The sequence below is a fragment of the Streptomyces sp. 135 genome (genome assembly GCF_020026305.1).
GTDB lineage: Bacteria > Actinomycetota > Actinomycetes > Streptomycetales > Streptomycetaceae > Streptomyces.
Genome location: NZ_CP075691.1, coordinates 3,124,739 through 3,141,543, shown reverse-complemented (window position 1 = coordinate 3,141,543; position 16,805 = coordinate 3,124,739). Strand labels below are relative to the sequence as shown.

Annotated in this window: 16 protein-coding genes and 1 tRNA gene; 6 read left to right on the top strand and 11 right to left on the bottom strand. The window is 71.2% G+C overall.

Translation table 11 applies throughout. The features are described 5' to 3' along the window. The first annotated feature begins 225 nt into the window (after positions 1-225). Entirely contained in the window at positions 226-720 is a 495-nt protein-coding gene (locus tag KKZ08_RS14055) for a hypothetical protein (RefSeq protein WP_223774775.1), read from the top strand. Positions 721-775: 55 nt separating this feature from the next. After that, entirely contained in the window at positions 776-1,636 is an 861-nt protein-coding gene (locus KKZ08_RS14050) for a fused MFS/spermidine synthase (RefSeq protein ID WP_223774774.1), read from the top strand. 9 nt (positions 1,637-1,645) lie between these two features. Here KKZ08_RS14050 and KKZ08_RS14045 read toward each other — a convergent pair whose 3' ends face one another. Further along, positions 1,646-2,227: a hypothetical protein gene (locus tag KKZ08_RS14045; protein ID WP_223774773.1), complete on the bottom strand. Its 582-nt coding sequence runs from the start codon at positions 2,225-2,227 to the stop codon at positions 1,646-1,648. Between the two features lie 78 nt (positions 2,228-2,305). Between KKZ08_RS14045 and KKZ08_RS14040 the strand changes: the two genes are divergently transcribed. Together KKZ08_RS14040 and KKZ08_RS14035 are read left to right on the top strand one after the other, a co-directional pair. Then, a complete protein-coding gene (locus tag KKZ08_RS14040; protein WP_223774772.1) occupies positions 2,306-3,010 on the top strand; it encodes a response regulator transcription factor in 705 nt (234 codons plus the stop codon). Beyond that, a complete protein-coding gene (locus tag KKZ08_RS14035) occupies positions 3,007-4,380 on the top strand; it encodes a HAMP domain-containing sensor histidine kinase (protein ID WP_223774771.1) in 1,374 nt (457 codons plus the stop codon). The genes KKZ08_RS14040 and KKZ08_RS14035 overlap by 4 nt, the downstream gene beginning before the upstream one ends. Before the next feature lie 56 nt (positions 4,381-4,436). Here the strand turns inward: KKZ08_RS14035 and KKZ08_RS14030 are convergent, their stop codons facing one another. The 4 genes from KKZ08_RS14030 to KKZ08_RS14015 form a co-directional block, all read right to left on the bottom strand. After that, a complete protein-coding gene (locus KKZ08_RS14030; protein WP_223774770.1) occupies positions 4,437-5,882 on the bottom strand; it encodes a GH1 family beta-glucosidase in 1,446 nt (481 codons plus the stop codon). A 90-nt stretch (positions 5,883-5,972) separates the two neighbouring features. Further along, positions 5,973-6,845 carry a carbohydrate ABC transporter permease gene (locus KKZ08_RS14025; protein ID WP_223774769.1) on the bottom strand — a complete coding sequence of 291 codons (873 nt, stop codon included), beginning with the start codon at positions 6,843-6,845 and terminating at the stop codon, positions 5,973-5,975. Then, complete coding sequence (locus KKZ08_RS14020; protein ID WP_223774768.1) at positions 6,842-7,846, bottom strand: sugar ABC transporter permease; 1,005 nt, start codon at positions 7,844-7,846, stop codon at positions 6,842-6,844. The genes KKZ08_RS14025 and KKZ08_RS14020 overlap by 4 nt, the downstream gene beginning before the upstream one ends. Positions 7,847-7,851: 5 nt before the next feature. After that, positions 7,852-9,165 (bottom strand): extracellular solute-binding protein, encoded by a 1,314-nt coding sequence (locus KKZ08_RS14015; protein ID WP_223774767.1) that lies wholly within the window; start codon positions 9,163-9,165, stop codon positions 7,852-7,854. Positions 9,166-9,466: 301 nt separating this feature from the next. Between KKZ08_RS14015 and KKZ08_RS14010 the strand changes: the two genes are divergently transcribed. Further along, positions 9,467-10,522: a LacI family DNA-binding transcriptional regulator gene (locus tag KKZ08_RS14010; RefSeq protein ID WP_223774766.1), complete on the top strand. Its 1,056-nt coding sequence runs from the start codon at positions 9,467-9,469 to the stop codon at positions 10,520-10,522. Positions 10,523-10,623: 101 nt separating this feature from the next. Here the strand turns inward: KKZ08_RS14010 and KKZ08_RS14005 are convergent. From KKZ08_RS14005 to KKZ08_RS13990, 4 genes are all read right to left on the bottom strand, one after another. Further along, positions 10,624-10,696 (bottom strand) — tRNA-His (locus KKZ08_RS14005). Between the two features lie 111 nt (positions 10,697-10,807). Further along, complete coding sequence (orn, locus tag KKZ08_RS14000; protein ID WP_223774765.1) at positions 10,808-11,410, bottom strand: oligoribonuclease; 603 nt, start codon at positions 11,408-11,410, stop codon at positions 10,808-10,810. Between the two features lie 10 nt (positions 11,411-11,420). Next, a complete protein-coding gene (locus tag KKZ08_RS13995; RefSeq protein ID WP_223774764.1) occupies positions 11,421-12,650 on the bottom strand; it encodes a helix-turn-helix domain-containing protein in 1,230 nt (409 codons plus the stop codon). A 423-nt stretch (positions 12,651-13,073) separates the two neighbouring features. Beyond that, a complete protein-coding gene (locus KKZ08_RS13990) occupies positions 13,074-13,346 on the bottom strand; it encodes a hypothetical protein (RefSeq protein WP_223774763.1) in 273 nt (90 codons plus the stop codon). A 537-nt stretch (positions 13,347-13,883) separates the two neighbouring features. Between KKZ08_RS13990 and KKZ08_RS13985 the strand changes: the two genes are divergently transcribed. Then, positions 13,884-14,408, top strand: coding sequence for a universal stress protein (locus KKZ08_RS13985; RefSeq protein ID WP_223774762.1), 525 nt, complete (start codon positions 13,884-13,886; stop codon positions 14,406-14,408). 295 nt (positions 14,409-14,703) lie between these two features. Here the strand turns inward: KKZ08_RS13985 and glmS are convergent, their stop codons facing one another. Together glmS and KKZ08_RS13975 are read right to left on the bottom strand one after the other, a co-directional pair. Then, positions 14,704-16,521 carry a glutamine--fructose-6-phosphate transaminase (isomerizing) gene (gene glmS / locus KKZ08_RS13980; RefSeq protein WP_223774761.1) on the bottom strand — a complete coding sequence of 606 codons (1,818 nt, stop codon included), beginning with the start codon at positions 16,519-16,521 and terminating at the stop codon, positions 14,704-14,706. 10 nt (positions 16,522-16,531) lie between these two features. After that, positions 16,532-16,789 carry a hypothetical protein gene (locus KKZ08_RS13975; protein ID WP_205034437.1) on the bottom strand — a complete coding sequence of 86 codons (258 nt, stop codon included), beginning with the start codon at positions 16,787-16,789 and terminating at the stop codon, positions 16,532-16,534. Positions 16,790-16,805: the final 16 nt, after the last annotated feature.

The window sequence follows — 16,805 nt, the reverse complement described above, 5'->3', positions numbered from 1 at the left end:
TGCCCCCTGTTCCGGCGGAGCACGAACGTACCCGCTGTGATGGGTTCGACACACGGTGTTTGGCTACAAACCGGATATCTCACCCACGATCTGCCATGAACTGCCATCCTTTGCGGCGGCGTGCCGCAGTGCCTGTTGACGCAGAGTCGCGTTGAACCATGTGGAGTGGGAGATCCGAACAGCTCCCGCACTCGCGCGGAGGGGTCCCCCTTGTTGGAGATCGGCATGCAGAACAGCGACTCCCGTACGGACAGCGGCACGTCCGCGGCCTCGCAGACGACGGCACGGCACCGGCCCACCCAGGACGGCAGCGCGCCACCCCGCGACGCGGGACCCTGCGACGACGAATGCTGTGACCTCGTCACCGTCCCGGCCCGGCAGGGCCTCGAAGCGGTCGACATCCTGCGCCGCGGCGCGGGCGACACCATCGGCCCCGTCCTGCACGACGGGAGCTGCGACACCCTCGGCTTCCTGGTGCCGCCCGGCACCGCCGACGGCTGGGACCTGCCGGGCAGCGCCTGCACACAGACCTCCGGACGCGGCGCGCGCCTCGTCCCTGAGCCGGACCCCGGGCCCGCCGTCCCCGAACCGCCGGTCGCGGGCACCGGCTGGCTCCTGCCGCCGGGCGGCGAGACCGACCCCGTCACGGACCCCACCGTCCTGCGGGCCGCGCTCGGCCAGGCGGCCCGCACCATCGAGGCCGCCGACAACTGCCGCTGACCGGTCCCCCCACCGCCGCCGGGCCGCTTCGTCCGCGTACGCCGATAATGGTCTGATGGCAAGGAACAGGCGATCCCGGGAAGGGTCCGAGGCCGTCGTCGAGAAGGTGGACGGCGGGCTCGCCGAACTCATGCCCGACCGGGACAGGCCGCGCGCGTGGACGCTGCTCGTGGACGGCGCCCCGCAGTCCCACGTGGACCTCGACGACCCCATGTACCTCGACTTCGAGTACCAGCGCAGGATCGGCCACATCGCCGACCTCGTCGCGCCCGCGGGCAGGCCGATACGGGCGGTGCACCTCGGCGGCGGCGCCTTCACCCTCGCCCGGTACATAGCGGCGACCCGGCCCCGCTCCACCCAGCAGATCGTCGAGCGCGACACCGCGCTCATCCAACTCGTCCGGCGCGAGCTGCCGCTGGATCCGCAGGCCCGCGTCCGGGTGCGCGGCACCGACGCCCGCGAAGGCCTCGCGAAGATCGCCGACGGCTGGGCGGACCTCGTCATCGCCGACGTCTTCAGCGGCGCCCGCACCCCCGCGCACCTCACCAGCACGGAGTTCCTCACCGATGTACGCCGGGTCCTGGCGCCCGGCGGGTACTACGTGGCCAACCTCGCCGACGGGCCGCCGCTCGCACATCTGCGCGGCCAGCTCGCCACCGCCGCCGCGCTCTTCCCCGAACTCGCGCTCGTCGCCGACCCCGCCGTGCTGCGCGGCAAGCGGTTCGGCAACGCCGTGCTCCTCGGCTGCGACCAGGAGCTGCCCGTCGCCGAGCTGACCCGGCGCAGCGCGAGCGACCCGCACCCCGCCAGGGTCGAACACGGGCGCGGGCTGCGGGACTTCAGCGGAGGGGCGGCCGTCGTGACGGACGCCGGCGCGGTCGCCTCGCCGGCGCCGCCGCCGTCCGTCTTCAGGTGACGTCGCGCGTCAGTACGAGTTGATCTCGACCCGGGGCGCGGTGTCGTGCCAGGTGCAGAACACCGAGACCCTGTCCGCGCCCGAGGTGAACTGCACGCGGATCCACGTGTCCTGCTTCCACGTCCGCACCGACCAGCCCGCCGCCGGGGTCGCCGAGACCAGCGTCGCGGACTCCTTGCCGAGGTCGAAGGCGACCCGGCCGCCGTCGGTGCGGTAGCTCCGCACCGTGCCCGTGCCCGTGTCGGTGCCGGTGCCCATGTCTTTGCCGGTGCCGACGGGTGGCGGGGGCGTGTCGCCGCGCGTCGCCTCGGTGCGGGTCTTGGCCGGCGCGGAGGACTTCGGGGCTCGCGGGGGCTTCGTGGGCTCAGCGGACCGGGGCGGTTTCGCGGCCGGTGACGGGTCGGGACGGTGCGTCGAGGACGACAGCGCCTCCGCGCGGTCCTGGCCGCCGCCGTCGGCCGCGAGCGGCAGGGCGCGCGGCGGGTCGTAGGCGGTGCCCGTCAGCACCGTGTGGACGCCCCACCACGACAGCGTGACCGCCGCGCCCGTGGCCAGCGACCATGCGATTGCGTGTACGAATCCTCTGCGCATCGCGGGCCATACTGCACCACGCGGCGCGGCGCTGTCCCCCGAGGACCGCGTTCCTCCGTATGGCGTACGGTGCCGCCCATGGCAAGTGTGCTCGTCGTCGAGGACGACCAGTTCGTGCGCTCCGCCCTCATCCGGCACCTGACCGATGCCTCGCACACCGTGCGCAGCGTCGGCACGGCCCTGGAGGCGCTGCGCGAGGTCGCCCATTTCCGCTTCGACGTGGTGATCCTGGACCTCGGCCTGCCCGACCTCGACGGGTCGGAGGCGCTGAAGATGCTGCGCGGTATCACGGACGTACCCGTGATCATCGCCACCGCGCGGGACGACGAGGCGGAGATCGTACGGCTCCTCAACGACGGCGCCGACGACTACCTCACCAAGCCCTTCTCGGTCGAACACCTGTCGGCGCGGATGGCGGCGGTGCTGCGCCGCGCACGCGGCACGGCCGGTGAGGCGCCGCCGAGCGACGTCCTGCGGGTCGGCGGGCTCCACATCGACCCGCTGCGCCGCCAGGCCGAGCTGGACGGGGCGCGGCTCGACCTGACCCGCCGCGAGTTCGACCTGCTCGCCTTCCTCGCCGGGCGGCCCGGCGTCGTCGTACCGCGCAGGGAGCTGCTCGCCGAGGTGTGGCAGCAGAGCTACGGCGACGACCAGACCATCGACGTACACCTGTCCTGGCTGCGGCGGAAGCTGGGGGAGACCGCCGCCCGGCCCCGCTATCTGCACACCCTGCGCGGCGTCGGCGTGAAGCTGGAGCCGCCGGCCGCGGACTCGCCGCTGTGAGGTGGGCCCTCGTCAAGGTCTGCCTGGCCGTCACGACGATGGTCGTGGTGGCCTTCGCGGTACCGCTCGGCCTCGTCGTCAAGGAGATGGCCAGGGACCGCGCCCTCTCGAACGCGGAGCGGCACGGCGCGGGCATGGGCCCCACGCTCTCCATCACCACCGACCGCGCGGAGCTGACCCGGGCCGTCGCCACGTCCGAGGCGGGCGGCGAAGGGCGGATGGCCGTCCACGTACCGGCCATCGGCGACGCCCCCGCCTTCGAGGTCGGTGACCCGAGGGCCGACGCGCGGGCCGTGGCGGCCACCCGCGAGGAGGGTCGGGCCAGGACCACCGGGGTGCCCGGCGGCTTCGTGGTCCTCCAGCCGACCGCGCTCAGCTCCGGGACGGCGGTCGTGGAGATCTACGTTCCCGAGGCCGAGGTCAGCAACGGCGTGACCACGGCATGGCTGGTGCTCGCGGGCGTCGGCGTCGCGCTCGTCATCGGCTCGGTGGCGGTCGCGGACCGGCTCGGCGTACGCATGGTCCAGCCGGCGAAGCGGCTGGTGGGCGCCGCGCACGACCTCGGGGAGGGGAAGCTGGGGGCGCGGGTACCGGAGGAGGGGCCGACCGAACTGCGGCTGGCGGCGGTCGCGTTCAACTCCATGGCCGACCAGGTCGTCCAACTCCTCACAGGCGAACGGGAGCTGGCGGCCGACCTCTCCCACCGGTTGCGCACGCCGCTCACCGTGCTGCGGCTGAACGCGGCCTCGCTCGGCGACGGTCCGGCGGCCGAGCAGACCCGTACGGCCGTCGAGACGCTGGAGCGCGAGGTCGACACGATCATCCGCACGGCGCGGGACGCGAAGCCGCGGACCGGGGCGGCGGTCGGTGCCGGGGCGGGCTGCGACGCCGCCGAGGTGATCCGGGAGCGGATGGCGTTCTGGTCGGCGCTGGCGGAGGACGAGGGGCGGGAGGTGCGGCTCGCGGGGGTGGAGCGGCCGGTCCGCATACCGGTGGCGCGGGCCGAGCTGGTCGCCGCGGTCGACGCGTTGCTCGGCAACGTCTTCCGGCACACGCTTGAGGGCACGGCGTTCTCGGTGGACGTGCACAGCGGTGAGGACGCGGTGATCGTCCTCGTCTCCGATGCCGGGCCGGGGATCGCCGACCCCGAGGCGGCGCTGGCGCGGGGCGCGGGTTCGGGGGAGGACGGCTCCACGGGGCTCGGCCTGGACATCGTGCGGCGCCTGGCGGAGTCGACGGGCGGGGATGTGCGGGTCGGTGGCTCGGTGCTTGGCGGGGCGGAGGTCCGGGTGTGGCTTCAGCGGGGTGGGCGTGAGCGGGGGCGTGGGGGTGCGGTGGGTCGGCGTAGGCGGGGGCGGGGGCGGGGCTGAGCGCCCCTTAGGGGCGCGGGGAACTGCGCGACCAGCCCCCGCCCACCCGCACCGGTTCAGTCCAGCACCAGCTCCCGCGGCAGCGCCCCCGCGCCGGCGACCGTCGCGTACCAGTGGGCGCTGGACTTCGGGATGCGGGCCTGCGTCTCGTAGTCGACGTAGACCGCCCCGAAGCGCTTGCTGTAGCCGTACGCCCATTCGAAGTTGTCCAGGAGCGACCAGAGGTAGTAGCCGCGGACGTCGGCGCCGTCGGTGATGGCGCGGCGGACGGCGGCCAGATGGCCGTGGAGGTAGGCGATGCGCTCCGGATCGTGGACGCGGCCGTCCGGATCGGGCTTGTCGTCGCAGGCCGCCCCGTTCTCCGTGATGTACAGCGGCAGCCCCGGCGCCTCCCGCGTGTACCGCATGATCAGCTCGTGCAGCCCCGTCGGGTCGATGGTCCAGCCCATCTCGGTGCGCTCGCCCGGCGTCTGGTGGAAGGCCACGTCCTCGGCCGAGGGCCAGGGGGAGTGGTCGCTCGCGCCATGCCCGTCGGCGCTCGAGCTGCCGCCTTCGGGGGCGGCCGACACCAGCGCAGGCGTGTAGTAGTTGAGGCCCAGCGCGTCCAGCGGCTGGTGGATGGCGGCCAGGTCGCCGTCCTTGACGCAGGACCAGTCGGTGATCCGGGCCGTGTCCGTCAGCAGATCCGCCGGGTAGGCGCCGTGCAGCATCGGCCCGTGGAAGACGCCGTTGGCGAGGTTGTCGATGCGCCGCCCGGCGTCCAGGTCCTGCGCGGAGCCGGAGACCGCCCTGACCACCGCGGAGTTGAGGCTCACCGCGACACGGGCGCGAGCCGGCAGGGCGGCGCGCAGCGCTTGCGTACCGAGCCCGTGCGCGAGGTTGAGGTGGTGCGCGGCGTGGAGGGCGGCCGCGGGGTCGGTGCGGCCGGGGGCGTGCACGCCGGAGCCGTAGCCGAGGAAGGCGCTGCACCACGGTTCGTTGAGCGTGATCCAGGACTCGACGCGGTCGCCCAGCGCCTCGGCGACGAAACCCGCGTACTCGGCGAAGCGGTACGCCGTCTCGCGCGCCGGCCAGCCGCCCGCGTCCTCCAGCTCCTGCGGCAGGTCCCAGTGGTAGAGCGTCACGGCGGGCGCGATGCCCTTGGCGAGCAGCTCGTCGACAAGGCGCCGGTAGAAGTCCAGGCCGCGCTGGACGGCGGGGCCGCGCCCGGTGGGCTGCACCCGCGACCAGGAGACGGAGAACCGGTAGGCGTTCAGGCCGAGGTCCGCCATGAGCGCCACGTCGTCGCGGTAGCGGTGGTAGTGCTCGACGGCGACGTCACCGGTGTCACCGCCGACCGTGCGTCCCGGCGTATGGCTGAAGGTGTCCCAGATGGAGGGGGTGCGGCCGTCCTCGCGCACGGCGCCCTCGATCTGGTACGCGGAGGTAGCGGCGCCCCAGAGGAAACCGGCGGGAAAGGTGAGGGGGGAGAGAGGGGTGAGGGGGGTGAGGGATTCGGGCATGGAAGCGCTCCCATAGAGGGGTGAGAGAAGTGCGGGGAAGGGGGAACAGGGGGAGGCGGCGGTGTCCGGGGCCCGTGGGCCCCGGACGGCTCAGCCCTTGACCGCGCCCTGCATGATGCCGCTCACGATCTGCTTGCCGAACAGGACGAACGCCAGGAGCAGCGGCAGCGTGCCGAGCAGGGCGCCCGCCATGATCACCGCCCGGTCGGGGATGTACCCCGTGCCGAGGGAGTTGAGCGCCACCTGCACGGTGGGGTTCGACTGGTTCAGCGCGATGATCGGCCACAGGAAGTCGTTCCAGGCCATGACGAACGTCAGCAGGCCGAGCACGGCCATCGCGGGCCGCGCCGCCGGGAACACCACGTGCCAGATGATGCGCAGGCTGCTCGCCCCGTCCATCCGCGCCGCCTCGATCAGCTCGCTGGGCAGCGCCTGGAGCAGGTACTGCCGCATGAAGAAGACACCGAAGGCGCTCACGAACGTCGGCAGGATCACGGCCTGGAGCTGGTTGGTCCACTGGAGGTCGGCGACCCACAGATACAGCGGTACGACGCTCAGCTGCGGCGGCACCATCATCGTGCCGATGGTCAGCAGCAGCAGCGCCCCGCTGAAGCGGAACTTCAGCTTGGCGAAGGCGAATCCGGCGATCGTGGAGAACAGGACGGTGCCGATGGTGATGCTGCCCGCCACGATGGTGGTGTTGAGCATCGCGTCGCCGAGGCTCGCCTCGGTCCAGGCCCGTTCCAGGTTCTTGAAGAGGTTCCCGCCGAACCACAGGGGCGGCGGCGTCTGGGCGAGCCGCCCGCTGGTGCGCGAGGCCGCGATCGCCGTCCAGATCAGCGGGGCCAGCGAGACGGCGGTGAACAGCGCGAGGACGAGGTAGGTGAGCGGCCCCGCGTGCATCGTGCGGCCGGCCTTCAGGCCCATGGGGCGGGACGTCGGGCCCGTGGCGCGGGACTTCATCGGTCCTTCCTCAGACGTCGGGCGATCAGCAGATTGACCGCGGCGATAAGCAGCAGGATCGCGAGCATCAGCCAGGCGACCGCGGACGCCCGCCCCAGGTGGCCGTTGATCCAGCCCTGGTCGTACAGATACAGGCCGAGCGTCTGGAACTGGTGGTCCGCGCCGCCCTTGGACCCGGCCGTCCCGCCGAACAGCAGCGGCTCACCGAAGAGCTGGGTCGCGCCGATGGTCGAGACGACGACCGTGAACAGGATCGTCGGCCGCAGCATCGGGATCGTCACGTGCCGGAACTGCTGCCAGCGCGAGGCGCCGTCGAGGGAGGCCGACTCGTACAGGTCGTGCGGCACGGCCTGCATCGCCGCCAGGTAGATCAGCGCGTTGTAGCCGGTCCACCGCCAGATGACGATGGACGACACCGCGAACTGCGAACCCCACGACGACTCCCGCCAGTTGACGGGGTCGAAGCCCACCGACCCGATCATCCAGTTGACCATGCCGCCGTCCCACGCGAAGAGCAGCGTGAAGACCAGTGAGGCGCTCGCCACCGAGGTGGCGTACGGGGCGAGCATCGCCACCCGCCACAGGGTGGAGCCGCGCAGTTTGTAGTTGAGCAGGTGCGCGATGCCGAGCGCGACGGCCAGCTGCGGGACGGTGGAGATGACACCGATGGTGAAGGTGTTGCCGAGCGCGTTCCAGAAGTAGTCGCTCTGGAGCAGGTTGGTGTAGTTCTCCAGGCCGAGCCAGGTGCTCTCGTCGAGGTTGGTCAGCTCCAGGCGGTGCAGCGAGGCCCACCCGGTGTAGAGGAGCGGGAAGAGGCCGAAGGCGCCGAAGAAGAGGAAGAACGGCGCCACGAAGACGTACGGCGACGCCTTGATGTCCCAGCGGTACAGGCGGCTGCGCCACGAGGACGTGGGGGAGTCCTTGCGGCTCCCGGACGCGGCCGGGGCCGCGTCCCCCTCACCGGGGGACGCGGTCTCGGCGTACTCAGCGGTCTCGGACATGGGCGTCACTGTCCCAGAACATCCTTGATCTCCTTCTGGGCGGCGCTCCAGCCCTCCTCGGGGGACTTGCCCTGCTGCTCCACCTGGAGCACACCGATGTCCGTGATGGACTGGCCGATCTGGGCGTCCTTGAGGCCGTAGACGGCCGAGGGGGTGTTCTTGGCGATGCCGGCGAAGATCTCCGTGATGGGGGCGTCACTGAAGTACGCCTTCGTCGCCGGCGACGGCTTCAGCGTGTCGTAGACCGCCGGGGTGGAGGGGAAGCTGGCCTGCTTGGCGAAGACCTTCGCGAGCTGCTCGGGCTGGGTGAGCCAGACCGCGAGCTCGGTCGCCTCCTCCTTGTGCTTGCCCGCGCTCGGCACACCGAGGAACGTGCCGCCCCAGTTGCCGTCCGTCGGCGCCTTGGCCATGTCCCACTTGCCCTTGCCGTCCGGGCCCGTCTTCTCCTGGATGTAGCCGGCCATCCAGGCGGGGCAGGCCACGGTGGCGAACTTGCCGTTGGCGAAGCCCTGGTCCCACGTCGGGTCGAACTGCTTGAGCTTGGCGGACATGTCGCCCCGCGCGACCTTCATGGCCGCGTCCCAGGCGTCCTTGCGGCCCTGGCTGTCCTCGTAGATCTCCTTGCCGCTCTTGTCGTAGTACCGCTCCTTCGCACCCGCGAAGACGGCGTTGTAGACACTGGAGGCGGAGTCGACGAACTTGGTGCCGTCGGGCGCCTTGTCCATGTACTTCTCGCCCATCGCGACGTACTTGTCCCAGTCGCCCTCCCACTCCTTCGCGAGCTTCTCGCGGTCGGTGGGCAGCCCGGCCTTCTCGAAGAGGTCCTTGCGGTAGCAGAGCGCGGTCGGGCCGATGTCGACGCCGAGGCCGATCGTCTTGCCGTCCTCGGTGGTGGCCTGCTTCCACTTCCAGTCGAGATACGTCGACTTCTGTACGCCGTCCGCCTTGCCCAGATCCTCGAACTTGGCGCCCTGGGTCTGCACGACCTCGGTGATGTTGCTGACCTCTATGGCCGCGACGTCGTTGACACCGGCGCCTGACTGGAGCTGGGTGAGGAGCTTCGGGTAGTAGGCGTCGTTCCGCTCGATGACGTTCTCTTTGATCTCGATGTTCGGGTGGGCCTTCTCGTACTCCTCGTACAGACCTGCCTGCTTGAGGCCCAGCACACCGAACGTGCCCACATTGAGCGTGATCTTGCCGTCGCCGCCCGCTGAGCCGCTGTCGTCGTCGCTCGAACAAGCGGCCAGCAGGCTCGTGGCCAGCGCGGTCACGGCCGCGTAGGTCACGATCCTTCGGGTCCGGCGGGAACTGCTGTGCATGACGTCCTCCTGTTGCCTGACGTGCCGACCCCCCGGCCAACTGCACTGCTGGGCCCGTTGGTTCACTCTGCGGCTCGGGCGGGGAACGTGCGGGATGTGTACGTGTCAGGTACTGTGGGAGCGCTCCCACGGGTGATGAGTTGAAGACTCGTGGTTGGGGGCGGGGGTGTCAAGGGACCGGACAGAGAGTTCTGTCTTCGGTTATCGGGCCGTTACGGGCGGCCGCGGTTTCGGCCCAGGCGCCAGGCGAAGATCCGGCTGTTACATTCCTCGCCGGGGGACGTGTGACGGGAGGCGGACAATGGCAGGTCACGCAGCGCGCGGCCGCGGCGGCGGACGACCGACTCTGGAGGAGGTCGCCGCGCGGGCGGGAGTGGGCCGGGGGACGGTGTCCCGCGTGATCAACGGCTCGCCCAGGGTCAGCGCGGCCACCCGGACGGCCGTCGAGGCCGCCGTTGCGGAACTGGGCTACGTACCCAACACCGCGGCCCGCGCCCTGGCCGCCAACCGCACGGACGCGATCGCCCTGGTCGTACCCGAGCCCGAGACCCGCTTCTTCGCCGAGCCGTACTTCTCCGACGTGCTGCGCGGGGTGGGCGCCCAGCTCAGCGAGACCGAGATGCAGCTGCTGCTGATCTTCGCGGGGAACGACCAGCGGCGGCAGCGCCTGGCCCAGTACCTCGCGGCCCACCGCGTCGACGGCGTACTGCTGGTCTCCGTGCACGCCGACGACCCGCTGCCGGACCTGCTGAGCCAGCTGGAGATCCCCGCGGTGATCAGCGGCCGCCGCTGTGCCGATGAGCCGCTGCCCTCGGTCGACTCCGACAACTTCGCCGGGGCGTGCGCGGCGGTGGACCACCTGCTGGCGCGCGGGCGCACGGCCATAGCCACCATCACCGGCCGCCTCGACGTGTACGGCGCCCAGCGCCGCCTCGACGGCTACCGCGCCGCGCTGCGGGACGCGGGCCGCCCGGTCGACGAGCGGCTGATCGCGCCGGGCGACTTCACGGAGGAGGGCGGCCGCCGCGCGATGCGGGAGCTGCTCGCGGCCTGCCCCGAGGTGGACGCGGTCTTCGCGGGCTCCGACGTGATGGCGGCGGGCGCCCGGCAGGCGCTGCGGGAGGCGGGCCGCCGGATACCCGACGACGTGGCGCTGGTCGGCTTCGACGACTCGGCGATCGCCCGCCACATGGATCCGCCGCTCACCAGCGTGCGGCAGCCGATCGAGGAGATGGGGCGGGCCATGATCGACCTGCTCCTCGCGGAGATCGCCGACGACCGCCCGGCGGCCGTCCGCCGCCTGGAGCGACGCCAGCTTGTGCTCCCGACGGAACTGGTGGAGCGGGACTCTTCCTGAGCCCGCCCGGATTCCCCGCCATTCCCCGCCCTCCGGGAGCCGGGGAGCCGCGGAACGCGGAAAGGGCCCCGGTTCTCTCGAACCGGGGCCCTTTCCTTCAGGGTGAGTGACGGGACTTGAACCCGCGGCCACCTGGACCACAACCAGGTGCTCTACCAACTGAGCTACACCCACCATGTCCGGTCGTTTTGCTTTCTTCCGACCGGCCGAGAAAAAGTGTACAGGGTCCGAAGGGGTGCTCGCGCACACGTTTTCCGGACCCCGTACACGGAGCCCCCGCGAGGGCTACTCCGAGGCCAGCACGTGCTTGGCCGCGATCGACTTGGCGGTGTCCGAGTCCGGCCCGGGCTGCGGGACGAAGATCGCCTCGCGGTAGTAGCGCAGCTCGGCGATGGACTCGCGGATGTCGGCGAGCGCGCGGTGATTGCCGTTCTTGTCCGGGCTGTTGAAGTACGCCCGGGGGTACCAGCGCCGCGCGAGCTCCTTGATGGAGGAGACGTCGACGATCCGGTAGTGGAGGTACTCCTCCAGCATCGCCATGTCCCGCAGCAGGAAGCCGCGGTCGGTGCCGACCGAGTTTCCGCACAGCGGAGCCTTCCGCGGCTCCTTGACGTGCTCGCGTACGTACGCCAGGACCTGCTCCTCGGCGTCGGCCAGCGTGGTGCCGCCGGCCAGCTCGTAGAGGAGCCCCGAGGCGGTGTGCATCGCGCGCACCACCTCGGGCATGGTCTCCAGCGCCGCGTCCGGCGGGCGGATCACGATGTCCACACCTTCGCCGAGCACGTTCAGTTCCGAGTCGGTGACCAGTGCGGCCACCTCGATAAGTGCGTCATCCGTCAACGAGAGCCCGGTCATCTCGCAGTCGATCCACACCATGCGATCGTTCATGCGTCTTACCCTACGGCGCGCTCCTCTGGCCGGGCAGAGGAGGACGGCCCGGCGCGTAGACGTCCGAGTGCGGCTTGCCGGGCTCGGCGGGCATGGAAGCCGACGGTCCGAGGGCGCTTGCGGCCGCCGTACGCCGGGTCTGCGTCGGCACCGGGCCTGCCTCCACGAGGGTGGGCACGGCCTGCGAGGACGCCTGGGCGGCCTCCAGCGCGCGCTCGCCCTGCGGCCTGCGGGCGCGGTAGGCGGCCCGGTAGGCGGCGGGGGATGAGCCGAGCTGACGGCGGAAGTGGCCGCGCAGCGCGACCGGTGAGCGGAAGCCGCAACGGCCCGCGACCTCGTCGACGGAGTAGTCGGAGGTCTCGAGGAGCCGCTGCGCCTGGAGCACCCGCTGGGTGATCAGCCACTGCAGGGGAGCGCTGCCGGTGAGCGAGCGGAACCTGCGGTCGAAGGTGCGCCTGCTCATATAGGCGCGCGCGGCGAGCGTCTCCACGTCGAACTGCTCGTGGAGGTGCTCAAGGGCCCAGGCGACGACCTCGGCGAGCGGGTCGGCGCCGATCTCCTCGGGTAAAGACCTGTCGAGATAGCGCTCCTGACCGCCGGCGCGGCGCGGCGGCACCACGAGCCTGCGGGCGAGCGCACCCGCCGCTTCGTTGCCGTGGTCCGTGCGCACGATGTGCAGACAGAGATCGATTCCGGCCGCGGTGCCCGCGCTCGTCAGGACGTCTCCGTCGTCGACGAACAGCTCACGGGGGTCCACGTGGACGGACGGATAGCGCTTCGCGAGCGTCGGCGCGTACATCCAGTGGGTGGTCGCGGGCCGCCCGTCGAGCAGTCCCGCGGCAGCGAGCACGAACGCGCCGGTGCAGAGCCCGACGATGCGGGCCCCTTCCTCGTGCGCGCGGCGCAGCGCGTCCAGCGCCTCGGGGGGAGGCGGCGAGGTGATCGACCGCCAGGCCGGCACGACGACCGTCCCCGCCCGGCCGATCGCCTCCAGGCCGTGCGGCGCCGTCAGTTCGAGACCGCCGGTGGTCCGCAGCGGTCCGTCCTCACCGGCGCACACCAGCAACCGGTAACGGGGGACGCCGGCGTCCTGCCGGTCGATGCCGAAAACGGAGAGCGGTATGGAACTCTCGAAGATGGGACCACCGCTGAAGAGCAGCACCGATACGATCTCCCGGCGGCGGCGCCCGGAGAGCTTCCGAGCCGTGGTCTCCGGCGCGGCAGTGGAGTCGTGACTCATGGTGCTAAACCCCCCTCGGTCGTAGCGGCTCCCTGTGCTTGACGTTCTTGACGTTCTTGACGTTTTTCACGTGCTTGCTGGGCCTGTCGCTCCTGCACGTTTCCCCTCGGTCCTCCACCAGTCCCCCGCCGTAATACAGTCAAGATCGAATCTACTGTGTCCCGTGCTGCCGGGGTGACCAGTTCAGCACCCGGCAGATTGTCGACATGGCAACTTGGCGTGAAGCTTTCGATCACGAAGCGTTGCACTCGTGGGCCCGACAGGGAAGTGCGCCTCTGCTCCATGGCCGGTCCCCGTAGGGTGCGCAGGCCCTCGGTGCACCTTTCAGTCCTGGTCGGACCGGGGTTGAGGGCCCGTTCGGCCAAGGAATGCCCGACCTCCGGAAGTTGGCTGAAAAGCTACGGGATCGTGTGTGCGAATCGGTCAGTCGACCGGCGTGCTCCCGGAGCCGTGCCGCACGCCCCGGTGCGCCCCTGTACCCGTCCTGCTGTGCCGTCCGCGGTGCCCGCCGTTCTGTTCCGCGAGCTGCCGCGCGGCGCCCCGCTCGGACTGCCGCAGCAGCACTCGGCAGACCCCGGTGACGGCCGCCAGGCCCAGCGCGGCGCCACCCGCTCCCGCCAGGGAGGTCCCGTACCCCACAAGGACGACCGGAACCAGGACGCAGCTGAACGCCGCCCAGCGCACCACGTCGCCCACCGAGTCCTGCGGGGCCGCCCGCCGGGGCCCCCGGGCCCGGGGCCCGGAGGCCGGGCGGCGCCTGCGGCCGGGCGGAGACGGTGGAGGCGGTGAGGACGGTGAGGACGGTGAGGACGGTGGGGACACGGTCGGGGGTCCAGGCACGGCGTGCTCCCTGTCGCGGTGGCGTACGGGGGTTCAACGCGCGTTCGGGCGACCGGTCACTGGTGAGCCGCGGGGCGGCCGCCGGACGGGTGCGCAAACCGCCTGTACGAGGCAGCAACCATTGCCATACGGGCGAGGCTCATGCATGCTCCGGTGAACGCCGGGAGGCCCTGTGCACGGCCCGGCGCGGGCCCGCACGGGCTCTTCGCAGGCTCTGGGCAGGAAAGGAGTGTCGCCGTACCCTTGGGGGTATGGGGTTGGGAAGATGATTCCCGGACGACCTTCAGGTCTTGATCTTTCTCGGACTTCCCTGAACTCCCCTGAACCTTCCTGAACTGCCGCACCACCTGAACAGCAGACCCTCCCACAGAGGACTCCTTCGCCGAGACACCCATGGCCGGTCACGAATTCTTCGAACCCGCGGACCGCAAGCGGCAGGTCGCCGATCCGACAGCGACCCCCCGAGCGGCGGAAGAACCGCGTCATTCCTGCGATCCGGCGTTCCGTCACGGCGTCGTCGTCGGCTTCGACGGCTCGACCTCCAGTGAGCGCGCCCTCGCCTATGCCATCGGCATGGCCCACCGCTCGGGATCGGGCCTGATCATCGTCCATGTCGCCAACCGGCTGCCCACCACGGTGTGGGCGGGCTGCGAGCCGCCGGTCTTCGTCGACGTGCCGGACCACCGCACCGAGGTGCTCGGCCTGGAGCTGGCCTGCGCGGACTATCTGACCGAGGTGCCCTGGATCCTCGTCGAGCGCGGCGGCGACATCTGTCACGAGCTGGAGGAGGTCGGCCGCGAGTACAGCGCGGACGCGATCGTCGTCGGCTCCACGCACGGCATCGTGGGGCGCATCTTCGGTTCCGTCGCGGGGCGGCTGGCGCGGCGCGCGCAGCGTCCCGTCATCGTCATCCCCTGACGGACCATACGGTTCGGCCGGCCCGTACGGCTCCCAAGTCCCCTGGGTAGCAGCCCCGTTGGGCAGATAAATCTACTCGCGCGTAGAGGTGGTTCGCGCCCTCGGGGCGGGTACATAGAGGTCGCAGGCATACCGCCCTGTCGGCCCGGGGGGTGACGGCCGCCGGACGCCGAGGGCGCGGGTCGGGGTAATGGGCGACCCCGGCCCCTGAGGAACGACCCCCTGCGCGCCGGTGGCACGCGCAGGGGGTCGTTCACATGTCCGCGGCGGGGGCAGCCCCAGGCGGGGGGCGGCCCTACTCGACGGTGACCGACTTCGCGAGGTTGCGCGGCTTGTCGATGTCCCGGCCCAGCGCCAACGCCGTGTGGTAGGCGAGGAGCTGGAGCGGGATGCCCATCAGGATCGGGTCGAGCTCGTTCTCGTTCTTCGGGACGATGATCGTCTGGTCGGCCTTCTCCTGCTCCTGGTGCGCGACCGCGAGGATCTTGCCGCTGCGGGCCTTGATCTCCTCCAGGGCGGCGCGGTTCTTCTCCAGGAGGTCGTCGTCCGGGACGATCGCGACGGTCGGCAGGGCGGGCTCGATGAGCGCGAGCGGGCCGTGCTTCAGCTCGGACGCGGGGTAGGCCTCGGCGTGGATGTACGAGACCTCCTTGAGCTTGAGCGAGGCCTCGCGGGCGACGGGGTAGCCGCGTACGCGCCCGATGAAGAGCATCGAGCGGGCGTCGGCGTAGCTCTTGGCGATCTTCTTGATCTCGTCCTCCTGCTTGAGGATCTCCGAGATCTGGCCGGGCAGCTTCCGCAGGCCCTCGATGATCCGCTTGCCGTCGGAGACCGACAGGTCGCGGATGCGGCCGAGGTGCAGGGCGAGCAGGCCGAAGGCGACGGTGGTGTTCGTGAAGCACTTCGTCGATACGACGCAGACCTCCGGGCCCGCGTGGACGTACACGCCCGAGTCGGCCTCACGGGCGATCGCCGAGCCGACCACGTTGACCACACCCAGGACGCGGGCGCCCTTGCGCTTCAGCTCCTGGACGGCGGCCAGCACGTCGTACGTCTCACCGGACTGGGAGACCGCGATGTAGAGGGTGTCGGGGTCCACGACCGCGTTGCGGTAGCGGAACTCGGACGCCGGCTCCGCGTCGGCGGGGATGCGGGCCAGCTCCTCGATCATCTGGGCGCCGATCATGCCCGCGTGGTACGAGGTGCCGCAGCCGAGGATCTTGACGCGGCGTACCTTGCGGGCGTCGTGCGCGTCGAGGTTGAGGCCGCCGAGGTGCACGGTGGAGAAGCGGTCGTCGATGCGGCCGCGCAGCACGCGGTCCACCGCGTCGGGCTGCTCGAAGATCTCCTTGTGCATGTACGTGTCGTGGCCGCCCATGTCGTACGACTCGGCCTCCCACTCCACGGTGGTCGGCGAGGCGGTCGTGCGGGAGCCCTCGGTGGTGTACGTGCGGTAGTCGTCGGCCTTGATGGTGGCCATCTCGCCGTCGTCGAGGGTGACGACCTGGCGGGTGTGGGAGACGAGCGCGGCGACGTCCGAGGCGACGAACATCTCCTTCTCGCCGATGCCGAGGACGACGGGGGAGCCGTTGCGGGCGACGACGATGCGGTCGTTGAAGTCGGCGTGCAGGACGGCGATGCCGTACGTGCCCTCGATGTGGCGCAGCGCCTCGCGCACCTTCTCTTCCAGGGTGTCGGCCTGGGAGCGGGCGATCAGGTGGGTGAGGACCTCGGTGTCCGTCTCGGAGAGGAACTCGACGCCGTCGGCGGTGAGCTTGGCGCGCAGCTCGGAGGCGTTGTCGATGATGCCGTTGTGGACGAGGGCGACCTTGCCGTCCTGGGACAGGTGCGGGTGGGCGTTCTCGTCGGAGGGGGCGCCGTGCGTGGCCCAGCGGGTGTGGGCGATGCCGGTGGTGCCCTTGAAGCGGGCGGGCACCTTGGCCTCCAGGTCGCGTACGCGACCCTTGGCCTTCACGGTCTTCAGGCCCGTGGCCTTGGGACCGGTGACGGCGATGCCCGCCGAGTCATAGCCGCGGTACTCCAGGCGCTGGAGGCCTTCGAGGAGCAGCGGGGCGACGTCACGCTTGCCGATGTAACCGACGATTCCGCACATAGAGGGTGTCCTAGCCGTAGATGATGCGGCGCAGCTGCCTGAGGCTCAGCTCGGGCGGCGCGACCGCGCGGTATTCGAGGTCCGCCGAGATCTGCTGGAAGATCGCCGCGTTCAACAGGCCCTGACCCTGCAGCTCGCGGTGGCGGCGACGGACGAAGTCTTCGGTCGTCTCGTCGAAGTAGGCCAGCACGTCCTGGATGACCCGCAGGGCTTCGCCCCGCTGGAGCGGGGTGCTGCGGGTGAGGTGGTCCACCAGGTCGTCGTGCATTCGATGATCCTGGGGG

Coding starts and splice junctions, on each gene's coding strand:
- KKZ08_RS14055 (WP_223774775.1), top strand. CDS start 226: ATGCAGAACAGCGACTCCCGTACGGACAGCGGCACGTCCGCGGCCTCG.
- KKZ08_RS14050 (WP_223774774.1), top strand. CDS start 776: ATGGCAAGGAACAGGCGATCCCGGGAAGGGTCCGAGGCCGTCGTCGAG.
- KKZ08_RS14045 (WP_223774773.1), bottom strand. CDS start 2,227: ATGCGCAGAGGATTCGTACACGCAATCGCATGGTCGCTGGCCACGGGC.
- KKZ08_RS14040 (WP_223774772.1), top strand. CDS start 2,306: ATGGCAAGTGTGCTCGTCGTCGAGGACGACCAGTTCGTGCGCTCCGCC.
- KKZ08_RS14030 (WP_223774770.1), bottom strand. CDS start 5,882: ATGCCCGAATCCCTCACCCCCCTCACCCCTCTCTCCCCCCTCACCTTT.
- KKZ08_RS14025 (WP_223774769.1), bottom strand. CDS start 6,845: ATGAAGTCCCGCGCCACGGGCCCGACGTCCCGCCCCATGGGCCTGAAG.
- KKZ08_RS14020 (WP_223774768.1), bottom strand. CDS start 7,846: ATGTCCGAGACCGCTGAGTACGCCGAGACCGCGTCCCCCGGTGAGGGG.
- KKZ08_RS14015 (WP_223774767.1), bottom strand. CDS start 9,165: ATGCACAGCAGTTCCCGCCGGACCCGAAGGATCGTGACCTACGCGGCC.
- KKZ08_RS14010 (WP_223774766.1), top strand. CDS start 9,467: ATGGCAGGTCACGCAGCGCGCGGCCGCGGCGGCGGACGACCGACTCTG.
- orn (WP_223774765.1), bottom strand. CDS start 11,410: ATGAACGATCGCATGGTGTGGATCGACTGCGAGATGACCGGGCTCTCG.
- KKZ08_RS13995 (WP_223774764.1), bottom strand. CDS start 12,650: ATGAGTCACGACTCCACTGCCGCGCCGGAGACCACGGCTCGGAAGCTC.
- KKZ08_RS13985 (WP_223774762.1), top strand. CDS start 13,884: ATGGCCGGTCACGAATTCTTCGAACCCGCGGACCGCAAGCGGCAGGTC.
- glmS (WP_223774761.1), bottom strand. CDS start 16,521: ATGTGCGGAATCGTCGGTTACATCGGCAAGCGTGACGTCGCCCCGCTG.
- KKZ08_RS13975 (WP_205034437.1), bottom strand. CDS start 16,789: ATGCACGACGACCTGGTGGACCACCTCACCCGCAGCACCCCGCTCCAG.